The organism is Sphingomonas sanxanigenens DSM 19645 = NX02, from assembly GCF_000512205.2.
Taxonomy (GTDB): Bacteria; Pseudomonadota; Alphaproteobacteria; order Sphingomonadales; family Sphingomonadaceae; genus Sphingomonas_D; species Sphingomonas_D sanxanigenens.
The window spans coordinates 3,199,362-3,224,311 of sequence record NZ_CP006644.1; the positions used below are offsets into that span (position 1 = coordinate 3,199,362).

Below are 24,950 nucleotides of genomic sequence, written 5' to 3' on the forward strand. Positions count from 1 at the left end.
TTCCCACCGGGAAGCGTGCGCTGTGGGGGCGTCGCTGCCGGGATGAGGTTCATTCCATCCCGGCAGCGACGTATCCCATCAGCGATAGCAGACCTTCTTGGCCGCCTCGACGACGCGCGCGGCATCGACCAGCGCGGCCTTTTCGAGGTTCGCCGCATAGGGCAGCGGAACATCCTCGTTGGTCACGCGCAGCACCGGCGCGTCGAGATCGTCGAAGCCCTGCTCCATCGCCACCGCGAGGATCTCGCTGGAGATCGAGCAGACCGGCCAGCCTTCCTCGACCACGACCATACGGTTGGTCTTGGCCAGGCTTTCCAGCACCGTCGCGGTGTCGAGCGGACGCAGCGTGCGCAGGTCGATCACCTCGGCATCGATGCCCTCGCCCGCCAGCGTCTCGGCCGCGTCGAGCGCGAGGCCGACGCCGATCGAATAGCTGACGATGGTGACGTCCTTGCCCTCGCGCATGATCCGCGCCTTGCCGATCGGCAGGACGTAATCGTCGAGCTTGGGCACATCGAAGCTGCGGCCGTAGAGCAGTTCGTTCTCGAGGAAGACGACCGGATCCTCGGAGCGGATCGCCGCCTTGAGGAGGCCCTTGGCATCGGCGGCGTCATAGGGCGCGATCACGATCAGGCCGGGAACCGCGGCATACCACGGGCCGTAGTTCTGGCTGTGCTGCGCGCCGACGCGCGCCGCGGCGCCGTTCGGGCCACGGAACACGATCGGGCAGCGCATCTGGCCGCCGGACATATAGTTGGTCTTGGCCGCCGAGTTGATGATGTGATCGATCGCCTGCATGGCGAAGTTGAACGTCATGAACTCGATGACCGGCCGCAGGCCGCCCATCGCGGCGCCCGTGCCGATGCCGGCGAAGCCATATTCGGTGATCGGCGTATCGATCACACGGCGCGGGCCGAACTCGTCGAGCAGGCCCTGCGTTACCTTGTAGGCGCCCTGATATTCGGCAACCTCTTCACCCATCACGAAGATGCGGTCGTCGGCGCGCATCTCTTCGGCCATCGCGTCGCGCAGCGCTTCGCGAACGGTCGTCTTGACCATCTCGGTGCCCGCCGGGATCGCCGGATCGGCGACCTTGGCCTTCGCTTCCACTGCCAGCTTGGCGACGCCCGATTCCGCCGGCTTGGGCGCTTCGGCCTTGGGCTCTTCCGCTGGGGCCGGTGCCGGCGCCGCTGCGGGCGCCTCGGCGGCCTCTTCACCCTCGCCGCCGATCAGCGCGATGACGGTGCCGACCTTCACGCCGTCCGTACCCTCGGCGACCAGGATCCTGGAGATCGTGCCTTCATCGACGGCCTCGAACTCCATCGTCGCCTTGTCGGTCTCGATCTCGGCGAGGATGTCGCCGGACTTGACCTCGTCGCCTTCCTTGACGAGCCACTTCGAAAGCGTTCCTTCCTCCATCGTCGGGGACAGCGCGGGCATCTTGAGTTCGAGGGCCATCAGTAGGTTTCCACCAGGACGTCAGTGTAGAGGTCGGAGAGCGGCGGCTCGGGCGAGGTTTCGGCAAACTCCGCGGCATCGCTGACGATCTTGCGGATTTCCTTGTCGATATCCTTCAGCGCGTCCTCGCCGACGCCGAGCGCCTCGAGCTCGCGCTTCACGCCCTCGATCGGATCGGACTTGTCGCGCACCGCCTGCACTTCCTCGCGCGAGCGATATTTGGCGGGGTCCGACATCGAGTGGCCGCGATAGCGATAGGTCTTGAGTTCGAGCAGGATCGGGCCCTTGCCCGAACGGACCCAGTCGACCGCGACATTGGCCGCGCCACGCACCGCGAGCACGTCCATGCCGTCGACCTGGAGGCCGGGGATGCGGAAGCTGTCGCCGCGGCGATAGAGCTGGTCCTCGGCCGACGAGCGGTTGACGCTCGTGCCCATGGCGTACTGGTTGTTCTCGATCACGAAGATGATCGGGAGCTTCCAGAGCTCCGCCATGTTGAAGCTCTCGTAGACCTGGCCCTGGTTGGCCGCGCCATCGCCGAAATAGGCCATCGCGACGCCGCCATCGTTCGAATATTTATGGCCGAACGCCAGGCCGGTGCCGAGCGAGACCTGCGCGCCGACGATGCCGTGGCCGCCATAGAAACGATGCTCGGTCGAGAACATGTGCATCGAGCCGCCCTTGCCGCGGCTGATGCCAGCCTCGCGACCGGTCAGCTCGGCCATGATCACCTTGGGATCGATGCCATAGGCGAGCATGTGGCCGTGATCGCGGTAACCGGTGATCACGCTGTCCTTGCCGACTTCGAGCGCGGACTGCAGGCCGACGGCAACGGCTTCCTGACCGATATAGAGGTGGCAGAAGCCACCGATCAGGCCCAGGCCGTAAAGCTGGCCGGCCCGCTCTTCGAAGCGGCGGATCAGCAGCATTTCACGATAGAAGGCCAGCAACTCTTCCTGGCTCGCTTCGTAGCGGGCCGGTTCGGGCGGACGTTCGCGATTGGGGAGCGGCGTCGCTTCTGCTGCGGGGGCAGGCGCAGCGGCCTTGCCGCGCCGGGGAGTGGTCGGTTTTGCCAAGAACGTCATCCCTGTCGGTGGGTTCGTCGGGCCGTCTATAGGCGTCGTTTGACGCAGTGCGCAACGCCCCGGCAAAAGCTTGTCCGACATATTTGATGTCCGGAACGTCACAACGCCCGGCCTGTCAGACCGCATCCGCCTTATTTCAAGGGGATGATGACCTCATCGGGGTGCGCGACGCCGAGCTCCTTGCGGACCAGTTCGTCGACCATATCGGGATTGGCATGCCGGGGATCGAGCAGGTCGACGCGATTGGCAAGCACCGCCTTCTGGGCCTTGAGCCGCTCGAGCTCGGCGCTGCGCACGCCGATCTGGCGCTTGTAATCGCTCCAGGCGAGCACGCCGTTGGAACCCAGCACCGCATAGCCGCCGAAGAAGGCGATCACGAGCAGCGCGAACGCCGGGCCGGCGGCCGATGCAAGCAATGTCGGAAGTTTACGCGCCTTGGTCACCCCGCCCTTGAATCACATGCGACTCGCGGAATCAAGCGGGGTTTGCGCGGATCGGCACGCACACCGCGCGATCCGCCGCCGAAGCGGCGGACCGCGCGGATCGTTGCGTAGACGATATTATTTCAGCCGGAGGACTCAGCCGAAGATGCTGCGGCCGGCATAACGCGCCACAGATCCCAGCTCCTCCTCGATGCGGATCAACTGGTTGTACTTGGCGAGCCGATCCGACCGGGCAAGGCTGCCGGTCTTGATCTGGCCGCAGTTGGTGGCGACGGCGAGGTCGGCGATCGTCGAATCCTCGGTCTCGCCCGAGCGGTGCGACATGACCGCGGTATAGCCGGCGCGCTGCGCCATGGAGACCGCCTCCAGCGTCTCGGTGAGCGTGCCGATCTGGTTGACCTTGACGAGCAGCGAGTTGGCGAGGCCTTCCTTGATGCCGTCCGCCAGGCGCGCCGGGTTGGTGACGAACAGATCGTCACCCACCAGCTGCACCTTGTCGCCGATCAGGTCGGTCAGCGTCTTCCAGCCGTAGCGATCGTCCTCGCCCATGCCGTCCTCGATCGAGGCGATCGGATACTTCGCGCACAGATCGGCGAGATAGGCGGCCATCTCGTCGGGTGAGAGCACGCGGCCCTCGCCGTCCAGATGATAGGCGCCATCCTTGTGGAATTCGGTGGCGGCGCAATCGAGCGCGAGCATCACATCGTCGCCCGGCGTGTAGCCCGCCGCCTCGATCGAACGCATGATGAAGTCCAGCGCGTCGGCCGGGCTGGCGAGGTTCGGCGCAAAGCCGCCCTCGTCACCCACCGCGGTCGCGAGACCCTTGTCGTGCAGCGCCTTCTTGAGCGTGTGGAAGATCTCGGAGCCGCAGCGCACCGCATCGAACAAGGTCGGCGCGCCGACCGGCATCACCATGAATTCCTGGAAGTCGATCGGGTTGTCGGCGTGCGCGCCGCCATTGATGATGTTCATCATCGGCACCGGCAGGACATGCGCCGAAACGCCGCCGACATAGCGATAGAGCGGCAACCCGCGCGATTCCGCGGCCGCCTTGGCGGCGGCGAGGCTGACGCCGAGAATCGCGTTGGCCCCCAGCACGCCCTTGTTCGCCGAACCGTCGAGCGCGATCATCGTCGCGTCGACCTCGGCCTGGTCCTCCGCGTCGATGCCCAGCAATGCCTCTGACAGCACGCCGTTGACGGCATCCACCGCCTGCGACACGCCCTTGCCCAGCCACATCGTCTTGTCGCCGTCGCGCTTCTCGACCGCCTCATAGGCCCCCGTCGATGCGCCCGAGGGCACCGCGGCGCGGCCGAACGCCCCGTCCTCGAGGGTCACGTCGACCTCGACCGTCGGATTGCCCCGGCTGTCGATGATCTGGCGCGCGCGGATGTCGGTGATCGCAGTCATTTCGGTTGCGTTCCTTTCAGGCGTGGCGGATGTTATCGACCGGCCTCTATCGACGGGAGCGCCTCGGCGCAATTATCGCCCGCCGGGCGGAACCGCGCTACGACACCGAATGTTGTGGGGAAGGAATGACATCAGCGATCGAGATGCGAGGAGCGACATGACCGACGAGCGTGCAGAGTTCAACGGCACCCCCGAGGGCGTGACGAGCGAGCCGGCGGCAAGCACCGCCAACCGCAGCGCGGAGGCCGTGAAGGCCGCGACCGAAAAGCTCTCGGCGGCCGCCAGGCCGGCCGTCGATGCGACCAAGGCTGCAGCAAGGGACGCCAGCGAAAAGGTCCGTGCGGAAGCCAGCAAGCTCAAGGGCCAGGCGACGGACAAGGCGCGTGAAGTCGCCACCGAGGGCAAGGAAAAGGCGACCACAACGCTTGACGAATTTGCCAGGCTGATCAGCGAGGCGGCCGAAACCGTCGATGAGCGGCTCGGCGTGCAATATGGCGGCTATGCCCGCTCTGCCGCCGACATGGTCTCGGGCGTCGCCGCCCAACTGCGCGACAAGGATGTCGACGCGTTGTTCGAGGATGCGCGCGGGTTCGTGAAGAAGAGCCCGGCGGTGGCGATCGGCACCGCGGCCGCCTTGGGCTTCGTCCTCGCGCGGCTGGTCAAGGCCGGCCTTGGCGAAGCACCGGTGGCTGAAGAGCCGACATACACACCGCCCTCCCCCGTCGCTCCGCAACCGGTGACGTCCGGCTTCGCGGACAGCCCACCTTCCGTGCCCCCCGTCGTCTGAAGGCATGGGGGTGAGCGAGGGGGTGGACTCGGTCGTGGAACCCGCCGCGTCAGGTCCGGAAGATTCGTCGATCGGCACGCTGCTGTCGCAGCTCGTCGACGATGGCGAGAATTTCGTCAGGGCCGAAATCAGGCTGTATCGCGCGCAGGCGATTGCGCGGCTCGTCGAGGCGCGCACGGCGGTCGCGATGATTGCGGTCGCCGCGGTGATCCTTTTGGCGAGCGCAATCGCTTTGCTGGTGGGTCTGATCTTCATCCTTGCGCCCTATCTGGGACGCGTCGGCGCGGTGGCGGTCGTGATCGGCCTGGCACTCGCGCTCGCTTGGATCCTGGTGCGGGTGGCGTTGGCCAAATTGCGCAAGGCCACCGATCCAGACGCCTCGCCGGCCGAGCCTGATCTCGGAGGCGGTCGATGAGCCGGGCGATCGAGGAGTTGCGCGTGGCGGAGGCCAAGTCGAAGGCCGCGCGCCAGCAGCTGACGACGACGATGATCGCGCTGCAGAAGCGGCTGACGCCCAAGGCGCTGATGCAGGAAGCGACCGAAGAAATCAGGGAACGCGCCACTGCTTTCGCTCAGGACACGGTAGAGACGATCCGGCAACGCCCCGCCGCTGCCGCAGGATTCGTCGCCGGCGTCGGCCTCCTGCTTTTTCGCGACAAGGCGATGAAGGCGGCGGGGCGGTTGTTCCGGCGTGAAACCGAACCCGATGATGACGAGTTGAATGCGCGGATGGTCGGCGAGAGCATCGGTTGACCGCGGCGCGATCCGCATGACAGGAGACAGGACGAGATGAGCAAGGTCAGCGAAGGTGTCGAGAAGGCCAAGGCCTTCGCGAGCGAAACCGCAGAGAGTGCGCGCACCGCGACCAGCGACGCCGTGGCGACGGTGAAGGCGAAGGCCGAAGGCGCCTACGACACGACGCGCACCAAGGCCGCGGAGGCGGTCGACGCGACCAAGCGCGGTGCCGCCAGCGCGACGCGCAAGGCCGGCGATGCGGTGCAGGACAATCCGCTGGCGGTGCTCGTCGGCGGCCTCGCGCTCGGCGCGCTCGCCGGCACGCTGCTCCCGCGCACCCGCCGCGAAGAGGAATTGCTGGGCGATGTCAGCCGCACGATCCACGATCGCGCCGGCGAGGCCGTGAAGGCCGCGCGCGCGGCGGGCGTCGAGCATCTCGATTCGCTCGGCATCAGCAAGGAAAACGCAAAGGCCCAGGCCAGCAGCCTGCTCGACGGCGTCGTGAAGGCCGCCGGCAGCGCGGGCACCGCTGCGGCGGAGAAGGTCAAGGGCGCCTGAACCCGTGCGTCCTCCCCGGTGCGCTGCATCGGGGAGGACACACGAATTCACCCGCTCAGCCGCTCCAGCATCGCTTCGGCCGCCGCTGGCGCCCGCACCTTGGCGCCGTTGATCATGAATATGAACACGTCGCGCTGGCCGCTGGCGCTCGCATCGGTCGCGTCGACATAAGGCAGGCCGTCGGGTGCCCCGCCCGCCGCCCAGTCCCGCGCGATCGCCGTCCAGTGGTCCAGCGCGCCGGGGGTATAGCCGGTCGGCTGATCCTCCTTCGCATCCTGAAGGCGGGCATAGACGAAATCCGCGGTCTGGTCGGCGAAGCAGGGATGATCCTCCGCATCGGCAAAGACGAGCGCGACACCCGCCTTCCGGAGCATCGCGACGAAGCCGGGATCGCGGAAGCTCTCATGCCGCGGTTCGACCGCATGGCGCAGCGGCACGCCGCGATGCGCCGCCGGCAGCATCGCAAGGAACGCCTTGAACTCGTCCTCTTCATAGCGCTTGGTCGTCGCGAACTGCCAGAGGATGGGGCCGAGCCGATCGCCGAGCTCGACCAGCCCCTGGTCGACGAACTTTGCGATCGACTCCGCTGCCTCGCGCAGATCCTTGCGGTTGGTGCAGTAGCGGGAGGCTTTCACGCTGAACTGGAACCCGTCGGGCACGGCCTTCGCCCAGCCCGCGAAGCTCTTGGGCGATTGCAGGCGATAATAGGTGCCGTTGATCTCGATCGCCGTCACACGGCTTGCGGCATGTTCCAGTTCGCGCGCCTGCGCCAGCTTGGGCGGGTAGAAGGTGCCGCGCCACGGCTCATAGGTCCATCCCCCGATGCCGACCCGGATGCTGCCCGCCATTCGCTTCTCTCCATGACTTTCGTCACAGCTTGTCATCAAGCTGGCCGATATTCAAAAGCTTAGCTTCGATTCCAGCGTATCCGGATGACCCAGAGACCATGATCAACCGCCTTCTCAGCGCCACCGCCATCATCCTTGCCAGTGCGCCGGTCGCGCCCGCGGCGCAGGCCGCCACCGCTTGCCCCGCGAAGGATTTCTCCGCCTTCGTAACCGCATTTGCCGACGACGTCGCCATCCAGCGCGCGTTCACCGCCGATCCGCTGTTCAGCGAATCGATCGATCCGGCCGCCGAACCCGAGCCGGCTCCGGTCACCGAGCGCCTGGCCGGCGCGGCCCGCGCCTTCCCGGTGATGCCCAGTGCCGCCCAGCAGAGGCGCGACGGCCTGCAGCTGACCGTCAGCAACGGCGTGGATGGCGACCATGTCGTCACGCTGCGCAAGCCCGACACCGACGCGCAGGTCCGCTACCTCTTCCGCAAGGCCGGGACCTGCTGGCAACTCTATCGCCGGGCGGACGATTCGCTGTGACGCGGGGAAACAGCGAGATGGGCAAAGACCTCTTCCTTGACGATCTTGTCGTCGGCCAGACCTGGCATGGCGGGCCGATCGAGATGCGCGAGGCGGACATCATCCGCTTCGCGCAGGAGTTCGATCCGCAGCCCATGCATGTCGACAAGGCGGAAGCGGCGAGCGGGCGGTTCGGCGGCATCATCGCAAGCGGCTGGCACGTCGCAGCGGCGCTGATGCGCGATTTCGTCGACAAGGCGCCATTCGGGCAGACGCCGCTGCTGGGGCTGAAGGTGGACGATCTGCAATGGCGCAAGGCCGTCCGCCCCGGCGACGTGCTGAGCGTGACCCGCGAGATCGTCGAGATCGCGCCGTCCCGCAGCAAGCCGGATCGCGGCACGATCTCGATGCGGATCACCGCCGCCAATCAGGATGGCGACGTCGTCATGTCCTTCCTCAACCTTATCCAACTCCCCAAGCGCCGGCCTGTCCCAGCGCCGATTGCGGAAGCGGCAGCCGCTCACCCACCCTCCGGAAGCTAGACCCCGGCGGCCGGCTCGGCCTGCCCGCGCTGTCCTGTCCGGCGCATCACGACATCGAACATGGGATTGGCCATCATCGTGGTGACGATCGCCATCAACACGAGGATCGCGAACAGCGCCGGGCCGATGATGCCCTTCTGCAGCCCGATATTGATGATGATCAGCTCCATCAGGCCGCGCGCGTTCATCAGCGCGGCGATCCCCAAAGCCACGCTGTTCTCCTCGCCGCAGAGCCGCGCAGCGATGTAGCACGCGCCTGCCTTGGCCAGGATCGATGCGATCAGGATGAGCGCGGCGATCAGCAGCAGGTCAGCGGAATTCATGACATCAAGCCGGGTGTTGAGCCCCGAGTAGGTGAAGAACATCGGCAGCAGCAGCACCACCGTCAGCGGTTCGATCTTGCGCTTGATCTCCTCGGTCAGCAGCCCGCGCGGCATCACCGCGCCCATCGCGAAGCCGCCGAAGATCGCGTGGATGCCGACCAGATCCATCAGCAGCGCCGATAGGCAGAACGCGATCATCACGATGGCGAGATGCGTCGCGGTCATCCTGCCCGCGCGCTCCACCGCACGGCCGAGCGGTGCCAGGATCCGCGGTCCGAAAAAGAACAGGAATGCCGCCCACGCCAGCCCGCCGCCGATCGCGAGCACCGCCACGCCCGGGCCGCCACCGAAGGCGGCGAGCACGATCGCCAGCACGCACCACGAACAGGCATCGTCGAACGCGCCGGCAGTCAGGGATAGGGTGCCGAGCGAGGAATTGGCGAGGCCGCGTTCGTTGATGATCCGCGCGAGCATCGGGAACGCGGTCAGCGCGATGCACGCGCCCAGGAACAAGGTCGCGTTCGCCCGGCCGATGCCGGGCGCGAACAACCCCGGCACGTCCAGCAGCAACGGCGTGATCAGCACCGCGAAACCGAAGGGCGCGGCGATGCCGGCGATCGACACGGCAAATGCGGTCGGCCCCTTGGAACGGAAATGATCGGTCCGAAGGGTCGTGCCGACGATGAACATGTAGAGCCCCACCCCCAGCTGCGCGCCCGCATAGAGCAGGTTACGCGTCTCGGGGGGGAAGATCGCCGCCTGCAGGCCGGGGAACAGCAGGCCGAGCAGCGACGGGCCCAGCACCACGCCGGCGATCATCTCCCCCACCACCGGCGGCTGGCGAAGCAGGGTCACGAGGCGGCCGCACAGGAAGCAGGCGATGAGGATGACGGCGAGCTGCAGGAAGAAATGGATGCTGTAGTCGCCCGGCGCGAAGCTGCCATCGGGTCCGTGGGGGTCAAGCAGGTTCGAAACGGTGTGGACCAGGCTGTCGAACGTCTCTCTCACCGATCATCCCCCCTGCCGGACCGGCCTGCGACTGCGCCGTGAGCCGCCGCCGGTCTCGTAGTTCTCCGATCGTTGACTATGCGAAAGCCGGCGGACAGCAATAGCGAAAATCGCGCAACTGCGCCCGCCGGGCATCCGCTACGTAGATCCAGATGGCGGGGGAAGAACGCGCCGAGCACATTGCTGTACGGTGCTGGAGAATTTCGCGCGCGCGCCCTGCCGCTGCCATGTACGACCTTCGTCGCAGGAATGACGGTAGAGCATGACCTTCTCGTCATTTGTCGGGCGCAGGCGGATGGCGCGCGTCCTTTGCTGGACATTCGCCCAGGGCAGCAGTCCGCTACCGGCAACGGCGGCGGCCGCACCGCTCGCCAACGCTGGAGGCGAAGCGGGCAGGTTCGCCTTTCAAAATGGTCGGGGAGACAGGATTCGAACCTGCGACCCTCTGCTCCCAAAGCAGATGCGCTACCAGACTGCGCTACTCCCCGCCCCGGCGGCCTTAGGCGCTTCACCCTGCAAAGCGCAAGAACGTGGTGGGCCCGGCAGGACTCGAACCCGCAACCTAGCCGTTATGAGCGGCCAGCTCTAACCATTGAGCTACAGGCCCCCGCGTCCGGCGCCCGCGATAGCGGAGGGCGGGCCGGCGTGGCAAGACCAGCCATCTGAACCATCGGCTGAAATTCGATTCGGTTGCATTTGTAAGTTTAATGACGATCGGCTCGTCGCCGACCATTTGCATTCGCTCGCAACATAATTATGCCTGTGCGCAACGTTGTGAACGGAAAGAATAGATGCCTGCCCCTCATATCGATGATATCGACCGCAAGATCCTGACTGCGTTGCAGGACACCGGCCGCATGACCAATGTCGAGCTTGCCGCACGCGTTGGCCTCACCGCGCCGCCCTGCCTTCGCCGGGTCCGCGGGCTCGAGGAAGCCGGCGTGATCCGCGGCTATCATGCCATGCTGGACCCCGCGGCGCTTGGCTATGCGATCACCGGCTTCGCGCTGGTGAGCCTTCGCAGCCAGGCCGAAGCGGATCTGCGCGCCTTCGAAGAGCATGTCGCACAGCTTCCCGAAATCCGCGAATGCCACATGCTGAGCGGCGAGATCGACTTCATCCTCAAGGTCGTCGCGCATGACCTTCAGGCATTCCAGAACTTCCTGACCACCAAGCTCACGCCCGCTCCCAACGTGGTCAACGTCAAGACCTCGCTGACGATGCGTTCGTCGAAGCTGCTGCCGGGCGTGCCCGTGGACTGATCGACGACGACGCCCCCGAACCTGCAGGTTCGGGGGCGTCGTTTCGCGTCGATCGCTAAGCGATCAGTTGCCGGTCGGGGCTGCCGAGGCGGTGGCGCCGCCGCCACGCTGATCGAGATACAGCGTCCAGTAGGACACCAGCGGGCCGCGCGGGCCGCTGGCATTGACCTGCGCAAACGCCTCGCGGGCGCCGGCGATATTGCCCGAACGCACCGAGGCGATGCCGATACGGGTGTTGATCGTGTCCTTGTCGGTCGCGCCCTTCTGCAGCGCGATCTTGTAGAGCGGGATCGCGCGCGCATCCTCGCCATAGCCCATCAGCGCATCCGCGGTTCCCGAGGCGACGCGGAAGTTGTTGGACGTGCTGGCTTCGCGCTCGGCCGCGGCGAGTTCCTTCTTGTCCGCCGCGATCTTCGAGCTCGCCTGCGTATAGACGTCCGAAATCGCCTGATTGCTCGTGTTGAGCATGCCACCGGCCTTGCCCTCGTCGATCACCGACTTGGCCTCGCCATAGATGCCGCGCTCGAACGCCGAATTGGCATATTCGAAATAGTCGCGCTCACCCGCGAGCGACTTGGTGAGCCGCATCAGGCGCATCAGGTCCAGCATCGACTGGTTGTCGAGGTTGGTATTGTCGCGATAGATCACCAGCGCGGTGCGCCAGTTCTCCGGGGTCGGGAAGGCCTGCACGTTGAGGCGCGTCCACTTGGCCACCTCCGGCATCAGCTTCGCCTGATAGGCGATCGAGATGCCCCGCTTGTACCATTCCTCCGGCACCGGCTTGCCGGCCGCCTTCTCCGCGGCGATCGCCTTTTCGATATAGCCGAGGCCCTGCGGCGCGGCGCCCGAATTGGCGTTCGCCTCAGCGAGCAGCAGATAGAGGTCGGTGCCGGTGTAGCCGGCCTGCTCGGCCTCGGTCAGCAGCGCCTTGGACTTGGCATAGTCCTTCTTGTCGTACGCGAACTTGCCTGCGTAGAACTTGAACTTCGGCAGATCGGCGGCCGGCACGCGGCCGCTGTCGATCATCGCGGTGATCGCCTCGGACTGGACGGCCTCGTCCTTCGACTGCAGGCCGATCTGCAGCAGGATCTGCGCCGACACATATTTTTCGTCCGGGTTCTTCGCGAGCGCCGCAGCCTCGGTGATCTTCGCCTTGGCCGTCGCGAGGTCGTTTGCCGCGAGCGCAGCCTGCGCCTCGCCAGCCGGTTTGCGGAACTCGTTGCTCATCTCGAGCTTCGGGCCCTCTTCCTTCTTTTCCTTCTTGGCGGCAGTCGCCGGCGCGCCGAGCATCGCGACGCCACCCAGCGCAAGCGCGGTCGCCATCGCCGCTTTCGAAATCAGCTTCATGCCAGTCAGTCTCCTTGAACATGCCCGCGAGGGCGGCGCTAACCCTTTGGCGGTCTGCTAATCCGGCCGTGCGAACCGCACAAGCCAAACCGCCCAAAACCCATGTCGCGCGCCCCGCGTATCGCACCGCCTTGCCTCATGCGCGCTGAACCATCCTTGAACCGTTCCCCCGCAACCGCTTGCCCGCACGACGACCGCCGTCTAAGGCCCGCGCCTCCATGCTTGCCATAATCTCTCCCGCCAAAACGCTCGATTACGCCAAACCGTTTCCTCCGGTCGATGAAACTGCGCCACGCTTCGTCGAACAGACGGCGGCGCTCGCCGCCGGCGCCGCCACGCTGACCGTGCCGACACTGCGCAGGCTGATGCGCATCTCGGAACCGCTCGCGACGTTGAACGCGGAGCGCTATCGCGATTTCCATCGCCAGCCGACCCGCCCCGCGATCTACGCCTTCGCCGGAGACGTCTATACCGGCTTCGAGGCACGCAGCCTCGGCGCGGAAGCGATCGGCTTCGCGCAGGATCATCTGCGCATCCTTTCGGGGCTCTACGGCCTGTTGCGCCCGCTCGACGCGATCCGCCCCTACCGGTTGGAGATGGGCACGCGCTGGGCGGTGGGCAGCGCCGATCTCTACGGCTTCTGGGGAAACCGCATCGCCGACCGGCTGGCCGAGGACGCCCGCGCGCAGGGTTCGGGCGTGGTGATCAACCTCGCCAGCAAGGAATATTGGGGCGCCGTCGAGGGCCGGCTGCCCGGCGACATCCGCGTCGTCACGATCGACTTCCGCGAACAGGGGCCCCAGGGCCTGCGCTTCAACAGCTTCGGCGCCAAGCGCGCCCGCGGCATGATGGCGCGCTATGTGTGCGAGCACCACCATGCCGATCCGCAAGCGCTCAAGGGCTTCGACATCGACGGCTATGCCTTCGATCCGGAAGGCTCCACCGACGACCTCTGGCGCTTCGTCCGCCGCTGAGGGCCACCGCGCTGCCGCCTGCAGCCAACGCTATCCGCGCGCGTGTACGCGCGCACGCGTACACGCGCGACTGGTATTCCCCTTCCCGGTCGGCTAGAGCGTCATCATTCCATCACATAACCCGAAAGCACGGCCTTGACCGACGAGACTCCGCTCGCCGACCCCTCCGACATCCGCCCGATCAACATCGTCGACGAGATGAAGTCGAGCTATCTCGACTATGCAATGTCGGTGATCGTTTCCCGCGCGCTGCCGGACGTGCGCGACGGCATGAAGCCGGTCCATCGCCGTATCCTCTATGCCAGCCAGGAAGGCGGCTTCGTCCCCGGCCGCGCCTATCGCAAATCGGCCAAGATCGTCGGCGACGTGATGGGCAACTACCACCCGCACGGCGACTCCGCGATCTACATGGCGCTCGCGCGTCTCGCGCAGGACTGGTCGATGCGCGTGCCGCTGATCGATGGCCAGGGCAATTTCGGTTCGATGGACCCCGATCTGCCCGCGTCGATGCGCTACACCGAGGCGCGCCTCGCCAAGGTGGCGATGACCTTGCTCGAGGATATCGACAAGGATACCGTCGACTTCACGCCCAATTATGACGGGTCGCTGCAGGAGCCGGTGGTGCTGCCGGCGCGCTGGCCCAACCTGCTGGTCAACGGCGCGGGCGGCATCGCCGTCGGCATGGCGACCAACATCCCGCCGCACAATCTGGGCGAGGTCATCGCCGCCTGCCGCGCCTATATGGCGAACAGCGCGATCACCTCCGAAGAGCTGCATGAGATCATCCCCGGGCCGGACTTCCCGACCGGCGCGCTGATCCTCGGCAAGGGCGGCGCGCGCAACGCCTATCTCAGCGGCAAGGGCTCGATCATCGTCCGCTCGCGCTATGTGATCGAGGAGGGCCGGGGCGACCGCCGCTCGATCGTGCTGACCGAGATCCCCTACCAGACCGGCAAGAACGCGCTGGTGGAAGGCATCGCCGAAGCCGCCAAGGACAAGCGCATCGAGGGCGTCAGCGACATTCGCGACGAATCGAACCGCTTCGGCGTGCGCATCGTGATCGATCTCAAGCGCGACGCGACGCCGGACGTGGTGCTCAACCAGCTCTGGCGGCACACCCAGGCGCAATCGAGCTTCCCGGCGAACATGCTGGCGATCCGCGGCGGCCGGCCGGAAGTGCTGACGCTGCGCGACATCATCGAATCCTTCGTGAAGTTCCGCGAGGAGGTGATCACCCGCCGGTCGAAGTTCGAGCTCAACAAGGCGCGCGACCGCGCCCATATCCTGCTCGGCCTCGTCATCGCCGTCACCAACCTCGACCAGGTCGTGCGGATCATCCGATCCTCCTCCAGCCCGGCCGAGGCGCGCGCCAAGCTGCTCGCGCAGACCTGGCCGATCGCCGAGATCGCGTCCTACATCGCGCTGGTGGAGGCGGTGGAGAAGGAGATCGAGGGCGAAACCTACACCCTCTCCGACACACAGGTCCGCGCGATCCTCGACCTGCGTCTGCACCGGCTGACCGCGCTGGGACGCGACGAGATCGGCGACGAGCTCGCCAAGCTGGCCGACTCGATCGGCGAACTGCTGCGCATCCTGTCCGACCGCGTCCGCCTCTACGAGGTGATGGCGGCGGAGTTCGACGCGATCGACGCCGAATTCTCCACCCCGCGCAAGTCCACCATCGCCCCCTCCGCCGACGGCATCGACGACGAGGACCTGATCGAGCGCGAGGAGATGGTCGTCACCGTCACGATGGGCGGCTACATCAAGCGCACCCCGCTCGACGCGTTCCGCGCGCAGCGCCGCGGCGGCAAGGGCCGTTCGGGCATGGCGACCAAGGACGAGGATGTCGTCACCCGCCTGTTCGTCACCAGCACCCACACGCCGGTGCTGTTCTTCTCGACGCACGGCAAGGTCTATCGCAAGAAGGTGTGGCGCCTGCCCGAAGGCGCGCCGACCACGCGCGGGCGGCCGATGGTCAACCTGCTGCCGCTGGCCGATGGCGAGACGATCTCAACCGTGCTGCCGCTCCCCGAGAATGAGGAGGAGTGGAAGAACCTGCACGTGATCTTCGCGACCGCGCATGGCGGCGTGCGCCGCAACAGCATGGATGCGTTCGCCAACATCCCCTCGAACGGCAAGTTCGCGATGCGCTTCGACGAGGATGCGCCGACGAGAAACGGCGAGAGCGACCGCCTGATCGGCGTGGCCCTGCTCAGCGAGCAGGACGATGTGCTGCTGGCGACCCGCGAGGGCAAGGCGATCCGCTTCGAATCCACCGCGGTGCGCGAGTTCCAGAGCCGCACCTCCACCGGCGTGCGCGGCATCACCCTGAAGGATGGCGACGAGGTGATCTCGCTCTCGATCCTCGCCGGGTTCGATGCCACCACCGATGAGCGCGAAGCCTATCTGCGCGCCGCGCCGTGGAAGGAAAACGACAACGCGCCGACCCTGCCGGCCGAGCGCATGGCCGAATTCGCGGCGGCGGAAGAGTTCATCCTCACGGTGACCGCCAACGGCTATGGCAAGCGCACCTCGGCGTTCGAATATCGGCGCACCAACCGCGGTGGCCAGGGCATCACCAACATCGAGACCTCGGCGCGCAACGGGCCGGTGGTCGCGAGCTTCCCGGTCCACGCCACCGATCATCTGATGATGGTCACCGACCAGGCCAAGATGATCCGCACGGACGTCACCGAGATCCGCATCGCCGGCCGCAACACGCAGGGCGTGACGATCTTCAAGGTCGCCAAGAACGAGCATGTCGTCAGCGCCGCGCGCATCGAGGAAGGCGAGGAGGATGCGGCCGAGGGCGTCGAGGATGGCGCGCCGGAGGGCGGCGACGATACCGCGACGCCATCGGAGGGTGAGGCCTGATTTTCCCCTTCCGCAAGCGGGAAGGCGTGCGGCTGGACACTTTACGCGCCGTCTTCGTCATGCTGAGGGGGCGCGGATTGCCCAAGCCATGACGAGGCAGACGACCGGATGACGCTTCCCGACACCGCCTACAAGGTGCTGACCGCCGACCAGTGGGCTGCGTTCGAGTCCGCCGGCGCATTCGACGGTGCCCCGGTGGATCATGCCGATGGCTATATCCACCTCTCCGCCGCCGATCAGCTCCAAGGCACGCTCGACAAGCATTTCGCCGGCCAGTCCGGCCTCGCGGTGCTGACGATCGACCTCGCGCTGCTCGGCGACACCGTGCGCTGGGAGGAATCGCGCGGCGGCGCGCTGTTTCCGCACGTCTATGGCGTGCTGCCGATCGCGGCGGTGCGCGGCGTGGAGACGGGACGTTCGGTCGCGGCGCGAATCGAACCCTCAGCCGCGGCGGTGCCACCACCCTCCGCGCCCAAGCCCAATTCCAAGCTGGTGCCGAAGAAGCCCTTGCTGATGAAGTTCGGCAAATGGGCGCAGCCTCGGGTCAATGCGCTGATCGGCAGATCATCGAAGGTCGGCGACAAGCCCTTCCACGACAAGGCGGATTTCCCCTGGATCGCGCGGCTGGAGGCGAACTGGGAGACGATCCGCGCCGAGGCCGCGGCAGTGCTGGGCGATCTGGAGAAGGTGCCGCCGCTCGCCGCGATCTCTCCCGATCACCGCCGGATCGCGCCGGCGGGTAAGTGGCGATCCTATTTCTTCCAGGGCTATGGCTATCGCGTCGAGGCCAATTGCGCCGCCTGCCCGAAAACGGCAGCGTTGCTCGCCGAGGTGCCCGAGATCAACTCGGCCTTGTTCTCGATTCTGCTGCCCGGCACCCACATCCCCGCGCATACCGGCGTGACCAAGGCGATCCTCGTCTGCCATCTCGCGCTGCAGGTGCCGCGCAAGGCGGAAGACTGCCGCATGCGCGTGGCCGATCAACAGGTGAACTGGCGCGAGGGCGAGGCCTTCGTGTTCGACGACATCTACCAGCACGAGGTCTGGAACGACACCGACGAGACCCGGATCATCCTGCTCGTGCAGTTCCGGCGCCCGGTGGGGCTGCTCGGCCGGCTGGTCGGCGGCGCGTTCCTGAAGGGCGTGCGCCACTCGCGCTTCGTACAGGAAGCGCGGCAGGGGCTGACCGACTGGTCCGAGCGGGCGATGGCCTGACCCGCGCGGTCAAATCATCAGATCGACGATCTCGGCGTCGGGCGCCATGGCTTTCACCAGCAAACTGCGGTGGCACATGCCGGGGTCGCGCTCGAAGCAGAGCAAGGCGCTGGGGCGCTCGGCGGCGAGTTCCAGCATCTGCGCGGCCTGCACCTGCGCCTCGGGCAGGTCGAGTTGCCCCGCATAGACGCGCTCCAGCCCGGCGTGATTGCCCTTGCGCGCCGCTTCGCGCCCTTCCGGCGGCGTACCCAATGCCTTCAGATGGACATAGGCGATGCCGGCCGCCTTCAGCCCCGCCGCGAGGACATTCTTCGAGAAGCCCGGCTTGCGCGACAAGGGTACCGCGCGCACGTCGATCACCTGCTCGACGCCCGCCTGCTGGAGGGTGGCGACGAACTGGTCCTGCGTGGCGCCTTCATAGCCGATGGTGAAGATGCGGGTTGGCATGAGGGGAAGGTATCACGCCCCTATCCCTTCGTCGCCTCCATGATCGCCGTGCGGGCTTCGGCGACCGCCGCGGCCTCCATCTTTTTGCCCTCGGCGATCTCGTCGGCGAGGCCCATCAGCTTGAGGCCGGTGACCGAGCCGGTTTCGGCCTCTTCCTTCACCGTCACGCCCCCGTGCGCGACGATCGCCGCGTCCCATGCCTTGCGGACCTCGCCCCAATAGGCCTTGGTCTTCGCCCAATACGCATCGCCGGCCGAAACCTTGTAGCCGTCGAACCTCTCATAGGTGTTGAGCAGCGATTCCTGCACGATCGGGGTCAGCTTGCCCGCGACCATCCCCAGCTTGATATTGTCCTGCCAGTGGATCCAGCCGGTCGGTGTCGGCGAGTGGCGGTTGATCGCCTGATAGCGATCGTAAACCGGTTTGCGCACCGCATCCCGCCGGGCGAGCGGTCTCAAGGTCCAGTTGCTGCGCCAGCGCGGCACCCCGCCTTCCCCCGTCCATTCGCCCCAGCCGCCATAGCGTGGCGAATCGTCGGTCTGCCACACGGTCTGCGACCAGCGGCCCTTGCGGAAGCGCTCGGGCACCGTCTCGAGCTTCCACTGGTTGGGGCCAGCGTAAACCAGCACGTCGGCCGGCTCATAAACCCAATCCTGTCGCCAATGCTTGATGATCAAGGTCTGGCCGCCATGTTCGGCAACGAGGATATGCTGCAGCACGATCTTGCGGCCGCTGTCCTCGACCAGCCGCACGATCTCATGCCCGCCCGAAATCTTGGGCTCGATCGGCTCGTAGCCGGCGAGCCAGGGCGTGGTCTCGCGCATGTCGAAGGTGACCTTGTAATTGCCCGCCATCGCCAGGATGTGCGCGCGATCCGCCTCGAACTTGGCCTTTTCGACATCGACGGAGCCCGCGGCGGCCGCGGGCTGGGCGCCGGCCGGCGCGGTCGCGACGACGCGAGGGGCAACAGCGCCGCCAGCACCAGGGCGCGAGGCAGAATCATGATCTCGGTCTCCGATCAACAATTGCGAGTGCGTATCAAAAGCGACCACTCGACAAAAGAGCGATCTTGCGGCGACGCGAGGATTCTGCCTCGCAACTGCAGCACGAAATCGATCAAGAGCGCGGCACATCCCGGCAAGAGAAGCGTCAGTACGTCTTCGCAACTGCGAAACAGCCTTGCGCGCGGCGGGCGGTTCGGCATGATGAGCGAAAGACGCCGCTACCGAGCGTCCTGCCAGCAAGATGGGGACCGTGAATTGACTCTCTCCGTGCGCGTGCCGCTCGCCGTGGCACTCCTCGTCGCAGCCTCCGCCGCGTTTGCGGCGCCCGCGCCGAACGGCAGCATGATCTTCCGCCAGCGCTGCCAGATGTGCCACGTCACCGCCCCCAAGCAGAAGGCCGGGCTCGGCCCCAATCTGGCGGGCGTGCTCGGCCGCAAGGCGGCGAGCACCGAATTCCTCTATTCGCCGGCGCTGAAGGGGTCGGCGCTGAAGTGGGACAAGCCGACGCTCGACAAGTTCCTCGCGGGCCCGACCAGGATGGTCCCGGGCACGCGCATGATGATCGCCGTCGGCAACCCGGCGGATCGCGCCGCGCTCGTCGACTATCTCGCGACGCTGAAGAAATAGCGCGCAGCCCCTGCCCCGCGGTCACTTCACCGGCGGGGCTTCCGGATAATGGTCCAGCACCGGGCCGAGCGCGTCCGCCAGCGGACCCAGCCACGCCTCATAATGGCGCCATTGGTCGAGACCGTCGGTGAAGATCGGCTGGCGCACCTGCTCCGAACTGGCGGTGCGCACCGCGCGATCATTGTTGTAGAATTCGAGGCAGGCCTGTTCGAACGGCAGGCCGACATGGGCGAGCAGCGCCCGCACCTGCCGCTCGGTATCCGATACCATCGCCTCATAGAACACGCGATGCACGGCACCCGGCGCCCCGCGGTCGAACGCGGCCATCAGCATGACATAGTCGCGATAGTAACGGCCGATGTCGGTCAGGTCGTAGGAAAAGGTCTGCCCGCGCGCGAAATGCTGCTTCCACGCGGAAAAGCAGCAGGACATCGGGTGCCGCCGCGCGTCGATGATCTTCGCATTGGGCAGGATCAGCTTGATCAGGCCGACATGCTGCCAGTTGTTGGGCATCTTATCGATGAACAGCGGCCGCGCGCTCTTGCGGTGAACGCGGGTGCGATCGAGATATTCCTCGCCCAGCCGCAGGCGATCGGCCGGCGTCAGCGCGTCGACCATCGCGCGGAAATCGGGAAACGCGCCCTCGTCGACGCGCGATTGCAGGCGGCCGGCGATCATCATCATCTCGGCAAGTTCCATCGTCCCTTCCACCTGGCTGTGGCTGGCGAGGATCTGTTCGATCAGCGTCGAACCGGCGCGCGGCAGGCCGACGATGAAGATCGGGTCGGGCGCCGGGCATCCCCCCGCCCCGCGGGCGGCGAGATAGCCGGCGGTGAACAGGTCGGCGGCCGCCGCGGCTTCGGCCGAGAAGCCGTCCGCATCATGCACGATCTGCGCGCGGCGCAGCCGGTTACCGCGATCATAATGGCGGAAGGATGCTTCGTGATCCCTGGCATCCTCGAGCGCCTTGCCGAGCGAGAAATGCAGGTGGAACACGTCCTCGGCCCGGTCTTCGCCGCCCGCCGCCAGCACCTGCAATGCGCTTTCCATCGCGGCGACGTCGTCGTCGCCCAGCTTCACCGTCTTGAGGTTGGCAAGGCTCCACCACGCCTCGCCCATCGTCGGCTGGCGCGTCACCGCCTCGCGATAGGCGTGGATCGCGTCCGCCTGCCGGCCGAGCGTCTTCAGCACATGCCCCAGATTCTGCCAGACCTGCGGCTGATCGGGCTGCTCCGCCAGCAGGCGATCATAGACCGTCCGCGCCGCATCCTGATCGCCGAGCCGCACCAGCACCGATGCGCGCATCAGGTCATAGCCCGGATTTTTCACCGGAGAGGCGGCCAGCACCTCGGCATGCGCCAGCGCCTCGGGCAGGCGATTGGCCTGCAACAGCAGCCGGATCAGGAAATCGCGCGCCAGATCATAGCCCGGCGCCAAGGTGACCGCGCGTTCGACCAGCGCGAGCGCCTCGCTCATATCGCCGCGGCGCCAGTGGATCTCGGCGAGCAGCCGGATCGCCGCTGGATTGTCGGGAGTCTGCCGAAGCTCGGCGGCCAACACCGCTTCGCCTTCGTCCAGCCGCCCCGCGTTCATCGCCATCGCCGCCTTGACCAGATCGGGATCGCGCGACGAGGCGTGGACGCCCGACAGATCCGCGCGCCAGCCATCCTCGGCGCGACCGGCGTTGCGATATTCCCTTGCCAGCAGGAACCAGCCCCCGGCGACCCCCGGCCACTGCCCGGTCAACGTTTCCAGCGCCGAGATCGCCTGCCGGCCATCCCCTGCCTCGCTCGCCGCCTGCGCCAATTCCCACCACACCGCCGGGGGCACGCGCGCCTGGTTGCGGGCAAGCGCTGACAGCCGCCGCTGCGCCGCCTGCGGCTTGCCGAGCCGGCGCAGCGCCTGGCCCGCCAGCAGTTCCGCCGGCGGGAGCCCCGGTGCCCGCGCCAATATCGTCTCGGCCTGGGCAAGCGCCTGTTCGGGGCGCGAGTCGATCAGGCCGGCGACCTTCGCCAGCGCCGCTTCGAGCGAGCGCGGTGCCGCCACCACAGCATTGCCCATACAGCCTCATTCCCTTCGCAACTGCACAAAGAGCTATGCCGAGATTCGCGCTCCGTCGAGTCACGCCAGAATAGCGGCAAGAAAAAAAGCTGCCTGAGAGTGCTTGACAGCCGCGTGGCGAATGGCAGTATTCAATCTAGGACGGTTGTTCTGATTGCTGCGTGTGCGAACCGGCCGTTGAATGAATGAGGTACGAAGCTACTCCATGTAGCAAGGTCTTGGCGCCTCCGGGCGCCGGGGACGGGATTTTGTGCTGTGCGCCGTTAGCGGCGGCAGGGGCGTATCCAACGTAGAAGAACAAGTTCGAAACAACAGGCGATAAGAGACCCGGAGGCGGGCGATCTTCCCAGGAGAGGCGAAAGATATGACGCGTTCAGGGGGGTATTACGCATGGCCTTTCGACTTGGCGCGCGCGGCGCGCGAAGGATTTGCGCTCTCGCCACAACCACAGTTCTCACGCCGCTGATTCTTGCCGCACCTGCACTTGCGCAGGCGCCGCCGGCCGAAGCGGAACCCGCCGAGGAGCAGGGGCTCGGCGACATCGTCGTCACCGCGACCCGCACGTCGGAAAGCGTGCAGAAGGTGCCGATTTCGATGCAGGCGCTGGGCGCCGAAAAGCTGGAACAGCGGCAGGTGAAGGGGCTGACGGATTTCGCCGCGCTGCTTCCCTCGGTCTCGTTCGAGGGCATCGGCCCGGGGCGCAACACCGCCTTCTTCCGCGGCATCGTCCCCGCCGGCGGCAATTATGCATCGGTCGGCTATTATCTCGACGACATCCCGATCACCGGCACCGAGGTGCCCGATATCCATGCCTATGACATGGAACGGATCGAGGCGCTGTCGGGGCCGCAGGGCACGCTGTACGGCGCCGGATCGCTCTCCGGCACCATCCGCCTGATCACCAAGAAGCCGAAGCTTGGCAAGGTGGAATATGGCTATGATCTGGAAGCCAACAAATATGGCGATGGCGATTTCGGCGGCCAGGTCGAATCCTATGTCAATGTTCCGCTGAACGACACCGTCGCCATCCGCGCGATGGGCTATTACCGGCGCGACGGCGGCTATATCGACAATACACCGAACAACGGCCGGCTCAACAACGGCGCGCCCGCGGTCTACACGCTCGGCGACAACAACCCGGATACCTTCTTCAACCTCGACAATTCCGACATCGCCAAGAATGATTACAATCCGATCAAGGAATATGGCGGTCGCCTGTCCCTGCTGTGGCAGCCCGTCGAGGATTGGGAGATCATGCCCCAGATCACCGCGCAGAAGCAGGTGGCGAAGGGTTATTTCGGCTATGATCCGCGGGTGGGCGACCTCGAGGTCCACGACTATGACCAGACCCGCAACGACGATCGCTGGTTCCAGGCGGCGCTGTCGATCCACGGCCATATCGGCGACTGGGACATCGTTTCCGCGACCGGCTATTTCAAGCGCCGCACCAAGACGCTGAACGACTATACCTACTATACCGTCACCTATGACGGCTTCGGCGCCGGCTATGAAAGCTATCTGCAGTTCTTCGACAACTGCACCGGATCGGGCGCGTCACAGCGCTGCCAACTGATCGATCCGACGCAATATTATCATGCCGACACGCACCGCGACAAGTTCACCCAGGAATTGCGCGTGACGACCCCGTCGGACTGGCCGTTCGACGTCACCGTCGGCGGCTTCTACCAGCGCCAGAAGAACGAGCTGAACACCTATTATGCGATCCGCGGTCTCGACGAGATCGTCGGCTATACCGCGACGGGCGGCGGCGACGTCGCCGGCGGCCTGATCGGCGTGCCAGCGATGTTCGGCATCGACTATGACGATGACGGCAATCCCTATTTCACGACCGACGTGATCAATCCCAACGGCAATCCACTGGGCACGATGCTGCTGGGGTCGCAGGCAGCAAAGGGCGATGGCTATTACATCGTCGAGCAGGACCAGCTTTACCACGACACCGCGATCTTCGCCGAAGGGCATTACAACATCACGCCGACGCTCAAGATCACCGGCGGCATCCGGTATTTCTGGACGGACTATAAGGTGAAGGGCTTCGCCGGCGTTGCCGCCTCCGCGCAGGGCGTCGGTTGCGAGACCCCGCTTCCCGACGAGCGTCTGACCTGCGTCAACACCAACCCCCTCGCCGAGGATGGCACGGGGCGCTACAAGGAAGACGGCGAAACCCACAAGGTCGCGCTCGACTGGCAGTTCGAGCCGTCCAAGATGGTCTATTTCAACTATTCGACCGGCTTCCGCCCCGGCGGCTTCAACCGGCCGCTGCGTATCCGCAGCCTCGGCCGCATCGTCACGGTGCAGCCGTTCAAGTCGGAAACGCTCGACAACTTCGAACTCGGCGTCAAGACGACCTGGAACAACATCTTCCGCTTCAACGCTGCGATCTATTACGAGAAGTGGGACAACATCCAGTATGGCGTGATCGTCTCTGGTGCGCAGGGCGCCGGCATGACCGGCAATGCCGGCAAGGCCGAGGTGAAGGGCATCGAATATGATGCCGACCTGAAGCTCGGCAAGGTCACGATCTCCACCGCCGGTGCCTATAACGACGCCAAGCTCAAAGGCAATTTCTGCAACTTCGCTGTCGATACCACGACATTGTCGATCTCGCAGTTGCCGAGCTGCGCGCTCGATCAGTTCGTACCGGGTACCGATCCGCCCACCCCGACCGTCGCCGCCGCCGACGGTACGCGCCTGCCGCGCCAGCCCAAGTTCAAGGGCACGACGTCCGTGCGCTACGATACGCTGATCGGCGGGTTCGAAGCCTATCTGCAAGGGGCCGCGCTCTACCAGACCGGCGCCACGCAGGATCTCAACGTCGCAAGCAACGCGTTGCTTGGCAACACCTCGGGCTTCGTCAGCTTCGACTTCTCCGGTGGTGTCAAGAAGGACAATTGGTCGCTCACCCTGTTCCTGCAGAACGCGTTCGACCGGCGCGGCCAACTCACCCGCAACACCTTCTGCTCGATCGATTTCTGCGCGGGATCGTCGCGCACCTTCACGATCCGGCCACGCTTCTTCGGGATAAGGTTCGGCCAGAAATTCTAGTTCGGTTTGGAGAGGGGAGGGATGGCCATGTTTCGCACGCTCGCCGCGCGGACCATGGCCATCCGCTTTTGGGGCCGCGCCGCTCTCGGGCTGACCGGTGCCATCGCCCTCCTGCTCGGCGCCGGCCTCGCCCAGCGCGCGCCGGCGCAGGAGGATCGTTCGGGACTGACGCCCGACGCCTTCCGGCGCAAATGCCTGATGTGCCATAGCCGCGCCGCGCCCGAGGGCGTGTCGCCCGGGATCCTTGCCGGCCTCCGCCCCGAACCCGGCCTGCGCCCCGCCGACGCGATGCCCGGCGTCCTCTGCTGGCGGCGCTGCACGACCTGTTGGGGCCCGGATCCCGCGCGCCCCAGCACGCCGAACTGAC

At 66.2% G+C, this 24,950-nt stretch carries 23 protein-coding genes, 2 tRNA genes and 1 pseudogene; 14 read left to right on the top strand and 12 right to left on the bottom strand.

The features are described 5' to 3' along the window. Positions 1-78 precede the first annotated feature (78 nt). From NX02_RS14695 to eno, 4 genes are all read right to left on the bottom strand, one after another. Entirely contained in the window at positions 79-1,458 is a 1,380-nt protein-coding gene (locus tag NX02_RS14695; protein ID WP_025292961.1) for a pyruvate dehydrogenase complex E1 component subunit beta, read from the bottom strand. After that, positions 1,458-2,534: a pyruvate dehydrogenase (acetyl-transferring) E1 component subunit alpha gene (pdhA, locus tag NX02_RS14700; protein ID WP_025292962.1), complete on the bottom strand. Its 1,077-nt coding sequence runs from the start codon at positions 2,532-2,534 to the stop codon at positions 1,458-1,460. Before pdhA ends, NX02_RS14695 begins: the two co-directional genes overlap by 1 nt. A gap of 140 nt (positions 2,535-2,674) precedes the next feature. Beyond that, positions 2,675-2,986 carry an FtsB family cell division protein gene (locus NX02_RS14705; RefSeq protein ID WP_025292963.1) on the bottom strand — a complete coding sequence of 104 codons (312 nt, stop codon included), beginning with the start codon at positions 2,984-2,986 and terminating at the stop codon, positions 2,675-2,677. A 135-nt stretch (positions 2,987-3,121) separates the two neighbouring features. Continuing rightward, positions 3,122-4,396, bottom strand: a complete 1,275-nt coding sequence (gene eno, locus NX02_RS14710) for a phosphopyruvate hydratase (RefSeq protein ID WP_025292964.1) — start codon at positions 4,394-4,396, stop codon at positions 3,122-3,124. 157 nt (positions 4,397-4,553) lie between these two features. Here eno and NX02_RS14715 point away from each other — a divergent pair, with 157 nt between their 5' ends. The 4 genes from NX02_RS14715 to NX02_RS14730 are packed head-to-tail and all read left to right on the top strand — an operon-like array spanning position 4,554 to position 6,476. Continuing rightward, positions 4,554-5,183 (top strand): hypothetical protein, encoded by a 630-nt coding sequence (locus tag NX02_RS14715; RefSeq protein WP_025292965.1) that lies wholly within the window; start codon positions 4,554-4,556, stop codon positions 5,181-5,183. A gap of 10 nt (positions 5,184-5,193) precedes the next feature. Next, entirely contained in the window at positions 5,194-5,598 is a 405-nt protein-coding gene (locus tag NX02_RS14720) for a phage holin family protein (RefSeq protein WP_158014028.1), read from the top strand. Continuing rightward, the gene (locus NX02_RS14725) at positions 5,595-5,936 is read left to right on the top strand and encodes a DUF3618 domain-containing protein (protein WP_025292967.1); all 342 of its coding nucleotides are present in this window, start codon (positions 5,595-5,597) and stop codon (positions 5,934-5,936) included. Before NX02_RS14720 ends, NX02_RS14725 begins: the two co-directional genes overlap by 4 nt. Positions 5,937-5,972: 36 nt before the next feature. Next, positions 5,973-6,476, top strand: coding sequence for a hypothetical protein (locus NX02_RS14730; RefSeq protein ID WP_025292968.1), 504 nt, complete (start codon positions 5,973-5,975; stop codon positions 6,474-6,476). A 47-nt stretch (positions 6,477-6,523) separates the two neighbouring features. Here the strand turns inward: NX02_RS14730 and NX02_RS14735 are convergent, their stop codons facing one another. Beyond that, on the bottom strand, positions 6,524-7,324 hold the full coding sequence (locus tag NX02_RS14735) for a DUF72 domain-containing protein (protein ID WP_025292969.1): 801 nt from the start codon (positions 7,322-7,324) through the stop codon (positions 6,524-6,526). Positions 7,325-7,422: 98 nt separating this feature from the next. Between NX02_RS14735 and NX02_RS14740 the strand changes: the two genes are divergently transcribed. Continuing rightward, complete coding sequence (locus NX02_RS14740) at positions 7,423-7,851, top strand: hypothetical protein (protein WP_025292970.1); 429 nt, start codon at positions 7,423-7,425, stop codon at positions 7,849-7,851. 17 nt (positions 7,852-7,868) lie between these two features. Next, a complete protein-coding gene (locus NX02_RS14745) occupies positions 7,869-8,372 on the top strand; it encodes a MaoC family dehydratase (RefSeq protein ID WP_025292971.1) in 504 nt (167 codons plus the stop codon). On the opposite strand, the gene NX02_RS14750 is transcribed toward NX02_RS14745, so the two are convergent. The 3 genes from NX02_RS14750 to NX02_RS14760 form a co-directional block, all read right to left on the bottom strand. Next, positions 8,369-9,703, bottom strand: a complete 1,335-nt coding sequence (locus NX02_RS14750; protein ID WP_025292972.1) for a cation:proton antiporter — start codon at positions 9,701-9,703, stop codon at positions 8,369-8,371. The two genes, NX02_RS14745 and NX02_RS14750, sit on opposite strands and share 4 nt — an antisense overlap. A 411-nt stretch (positions 9,704-10,114) precedes the next feature. Then, positions 10,115-10,191 (bottom strand) — tRNA-Pro (locus NX02_RS14755). A 43-nt stretch (positions 10,192-10,234) separates the two neighbouring features. Then, a tRNA-Ile gene (locus tag NX02_RS14760) sits at positions 10,235-10,310 on the bottom strand. Positions 10,311-10,494: 184 nt separating this feature from the next. Here NX02_RS14760 and NX02_RS14765 point away from each other — a divergent pair. After that, the gene (locus NX02_RS14765) at positions 10,495-10,965 is read left to right on the top strand and encodes an Lrp/AsnC family transcriptional regulator (RefSeq protein ID WP_025292973.1); all 471 of its coding nucleotides are present in this window, start codon (positions 10,495-10,497) and stop codon (positions 10,963-10,965) included. A 63-nt stretch (positions 10,966-11,028) separates the two neighbouring features. Here NX02_RS14765 and NX02_RS14770 read toward each other — a convergent pair whose 3' ends face one another. Beyond that, the gene (locus NX02_RS14770; RefSeq protein WP_025292974.1) at positions 11,029-12,312 is read right to left on the bottom strand and encodes a hypothetical protein; all 1,284 of its coding nucleotides are present in this window, start codon (positions 12,310-12,312) and stop codon (positions 11,029-11,031) included. A gap of 218 nt (positions 12,313-12,530) precedes the next feature. Here NX02_RS14770 and yaaA point away from each other — a divergent pair, with 218 nt between their 5' ends. The 4 genes and pseudogenes from yaaA to NX02_RS33135 all read left to right on the top strand — a co-directional run bounded on the left by yaaA (position 12,531) and on the right by NX02_RS33135 (position 17,378). After that, positions 12,531-13,286 (top strand): peroxide stress protein YaaA, encoded by a 756-nt coding sequence (gene yaaA / locus NX02_RS14775; RefSeq protein ID WP_025292975.1) that lies wholly within the window; start codon positions 12,531-12,533, stop codon positions 13,284-13,286. 135 nt (positions 13,287-13,421) lie between these two features. Then, positions 13,422-16,163, top strand: a complete 2,742-nt coding sequence (gyrA, locus tag NX02_RS14780; protein ID WP_025292976.1) for a DNA gyrase subunit A — start codon at positions 13,422-13,424, stop codon at positions 16,161-16,163. A 108-nt stretch (positions 16,164-16,271) separates the two neighbouring features. After that, positions 16,272-16,559, top strand: a pseudogene (locus NX02_RS33130) (DUF952 domain-containing protein); the annotation flags it as partial. 57 nt (positions 16,560-16,616) lie between these two features. Continuing rightward, positions 16,617-17,378, top strand: a complete 762-nt coding sequence (locus NX02_RS33135; protein WP_039997586.1) for an aspartyl/asparaginyl beta-hydroxylase domain-containing protein — start codon at positions 16,617-16,619, stop codon at positions 17,376-17,378. 9 nt (positions 17,379-17,387) lie between these two features. Here NX02_RS33135 and NX02_RS14790 read toward each other — a convergent pair whose 3' ends face one another. Both NX02_RS14790 and NX02_RS14795 read right to left on the bottom strand, forming a co-directional pair. Then, entirely contained in the window at positions 17,388-17,825 is a 438-nt protein-coding gene (locus NX02_RS14790; protein ID WP_025292978.1) for a DUF488 domain-containing protein, read from the bottom strand. 20 nt (positions 17,826-17,845) lie between these two features. Then, positions 17,846-18,847, bottom strand: a complete 1,002-nt coding sequence (locus NX02_RS14795) for a DUF6607 family protein (RefSeq protein ID WP_025292979.1) — start codon at positions 18,845-18,847, stop codon at positions 17,846-17,848. Here NX02_RS14795 and NX02_RS14800 point away from each other — a divergent pair. Next, on the top strand, positions 18,827-19,456 hold the full coding sequence (locus NX02_RS14800; protein WP_245648596.1) for a c-type cytochrome: 630 nt from the start codon (positions 18,827-18,829) through the stop codon (positions 19,454-19,456). The genes NX02_RS14795 and NX02_RS14800 overlap by 21 nt on opposite strands. Before the next feature lie 21 nt (positions 19,457-19,477). Here NX02_RS14800 and NX02_RS14805 read toward each other — a convergent pair whose 3' ends face one another. Beyond that, a complete protein-coding gene (locus NX02_RS14805; protein ID WP_025292981.1) occupies positions 19,478-21,517 on the bottom strand; it encodes a tetratricopeptide repeat-containing sulfotransferase family protein in 2,040 nt (679 codons plus the stop codon). 390 nt (positions 21,518-21,907) lie between these two features. Here NX02_RS14805 and NX02_RS14810 point away from each other — a divergent pair, with 390 nt between their 5' ends. Next, entirely contained in the window at positions 21,908-24,583 is a 2,676-nt protein-coding gene (locus tag NX02_RS14810) for a TonB-dependent receptor (RefSeq protein ID WP_025292982.1), read from the top strand. 21 nt (positions 24,584-24,604) lie between these two features. Further along, entirely contained in the window at positions 24,605-24,949 is a 345-nt protein-coding gene (locus tag NX02_RS14815; protein ID WP_025292983.1) for a hypothetical protein, read from the top strand. Position 24,950: the final 1 nt, after the last annotated feature.

Bases quoted from the DNA above. Each gene is read 5' to 3' on its own strand.
- NX02_RS14695 (WP_025292961.1), bottom strand. From the start codon at position 1,458: ATGGCCCTCGAACTCAAGATGCCCGCGCTGTCCCCGACGATGGAGGAA.
- eno (WP_025292964.1), bottom strand. From the start codon at position 4,396: ATGACTGCGATCACCGACATCCGCGCGCGCCAGATCATCGACAGCCGG.
- NX02_RS14715 (WP_025292965.1), top strand. From the start codon at position 4,554: ATGACCGACGAGCGTGCAGAGTTCAACGGCACCCCCGAGGGCGTGACG.
- NX02_RS14725 (WP_025292967.1), top strand. From the start codon at position 5,595: ATGAGCCGGGCGATCGAGGAGTTGCGCGTGGCGGAGGCCAAGTCGAAG.
- NX02_RS14730 (WP_025292968.1), top strand. From the start codon at position 5,973: ATGAGCAAGGTCAGCGAAGGTGTCGAGAAGGCCAAGGCCTTCGCGAGC.
- NX02_RS14735 (WP_025292969.1), bottom strand. From the start codon at position 7,324: ATGGCGGGCAGCATCCGGGTCGGCATCGGGGGATGGACCTATGAGCCG.
- NX02_RS14740 (WP_025292970.1), top strand. From the start codon at position 7,423: ATGATCAACCGCCTTCTCAGCGCCACCGCCATCATCCTTGCCAGTGCG.
- NX02_RS14745 (WP_025292971.1), top strand. From the start codon at position 7,869: ATGGGCAAAGACCTCTTCCTTGACGATCTTGTCGTCGGCCAGACCTGG.
- NX02_RS14765 (WP_025292973.1), top strand. From the start codon at position 10,495: ATGCCTGCCCCTCATATCGATGATATCGACCGCAAGATCCTGACTGCG.
- NX02_RS14770 (WP_025292974.1), bottom strand. From the start codon at position 12,312: ATGAAGCTGATTTCGAAAGCGGCGATGGCGACCGCGCTTGCGCTGGGT.
- yaaA (WP_025292975.1), top strand. From the start codon at position 12,531: ATGCTTGCCATAATCTCTCCCGCCAAAACGCTCGATTACGCCAAACCG.
- NX02_RS14790 (WP_025292978.1), bottom strand. From the start codon at position 17,825: ATGCCAACCCGCATCTTCACCATCGGCTATGAAGGCGCCACGCAGGAC.
- NX02_RS14800 (WP_245648596.1), top strand. From the start codon at position 18,827: ATGATCTCGGTCTCCGATCAACAATTGCGAGTGCGTATCAAAAGCGAC.
- NX02_RS14805 (WP_025292981.1), bottom strand. From the start codon at position 21,517: ATGGGCAATGCTGTGGTGGCGGCACCGCGCTCGCTCGAAGCGGCGCTG.
- NX02_RS14810 (WP_025292982.1), top strand. From the start codon at position 21,908: ATGGCCTTTCGACTTGGCGCGCGCGGCGCGCGAAGGATTTGCGCTCTC.
- NX02_RS14815 (WP_025292983.1), top strand. From the start codon at position 24,605: ATGGCCATGTTTCGCACGCTCGCCGCGCGGACCATGGCCATCCGCTTT.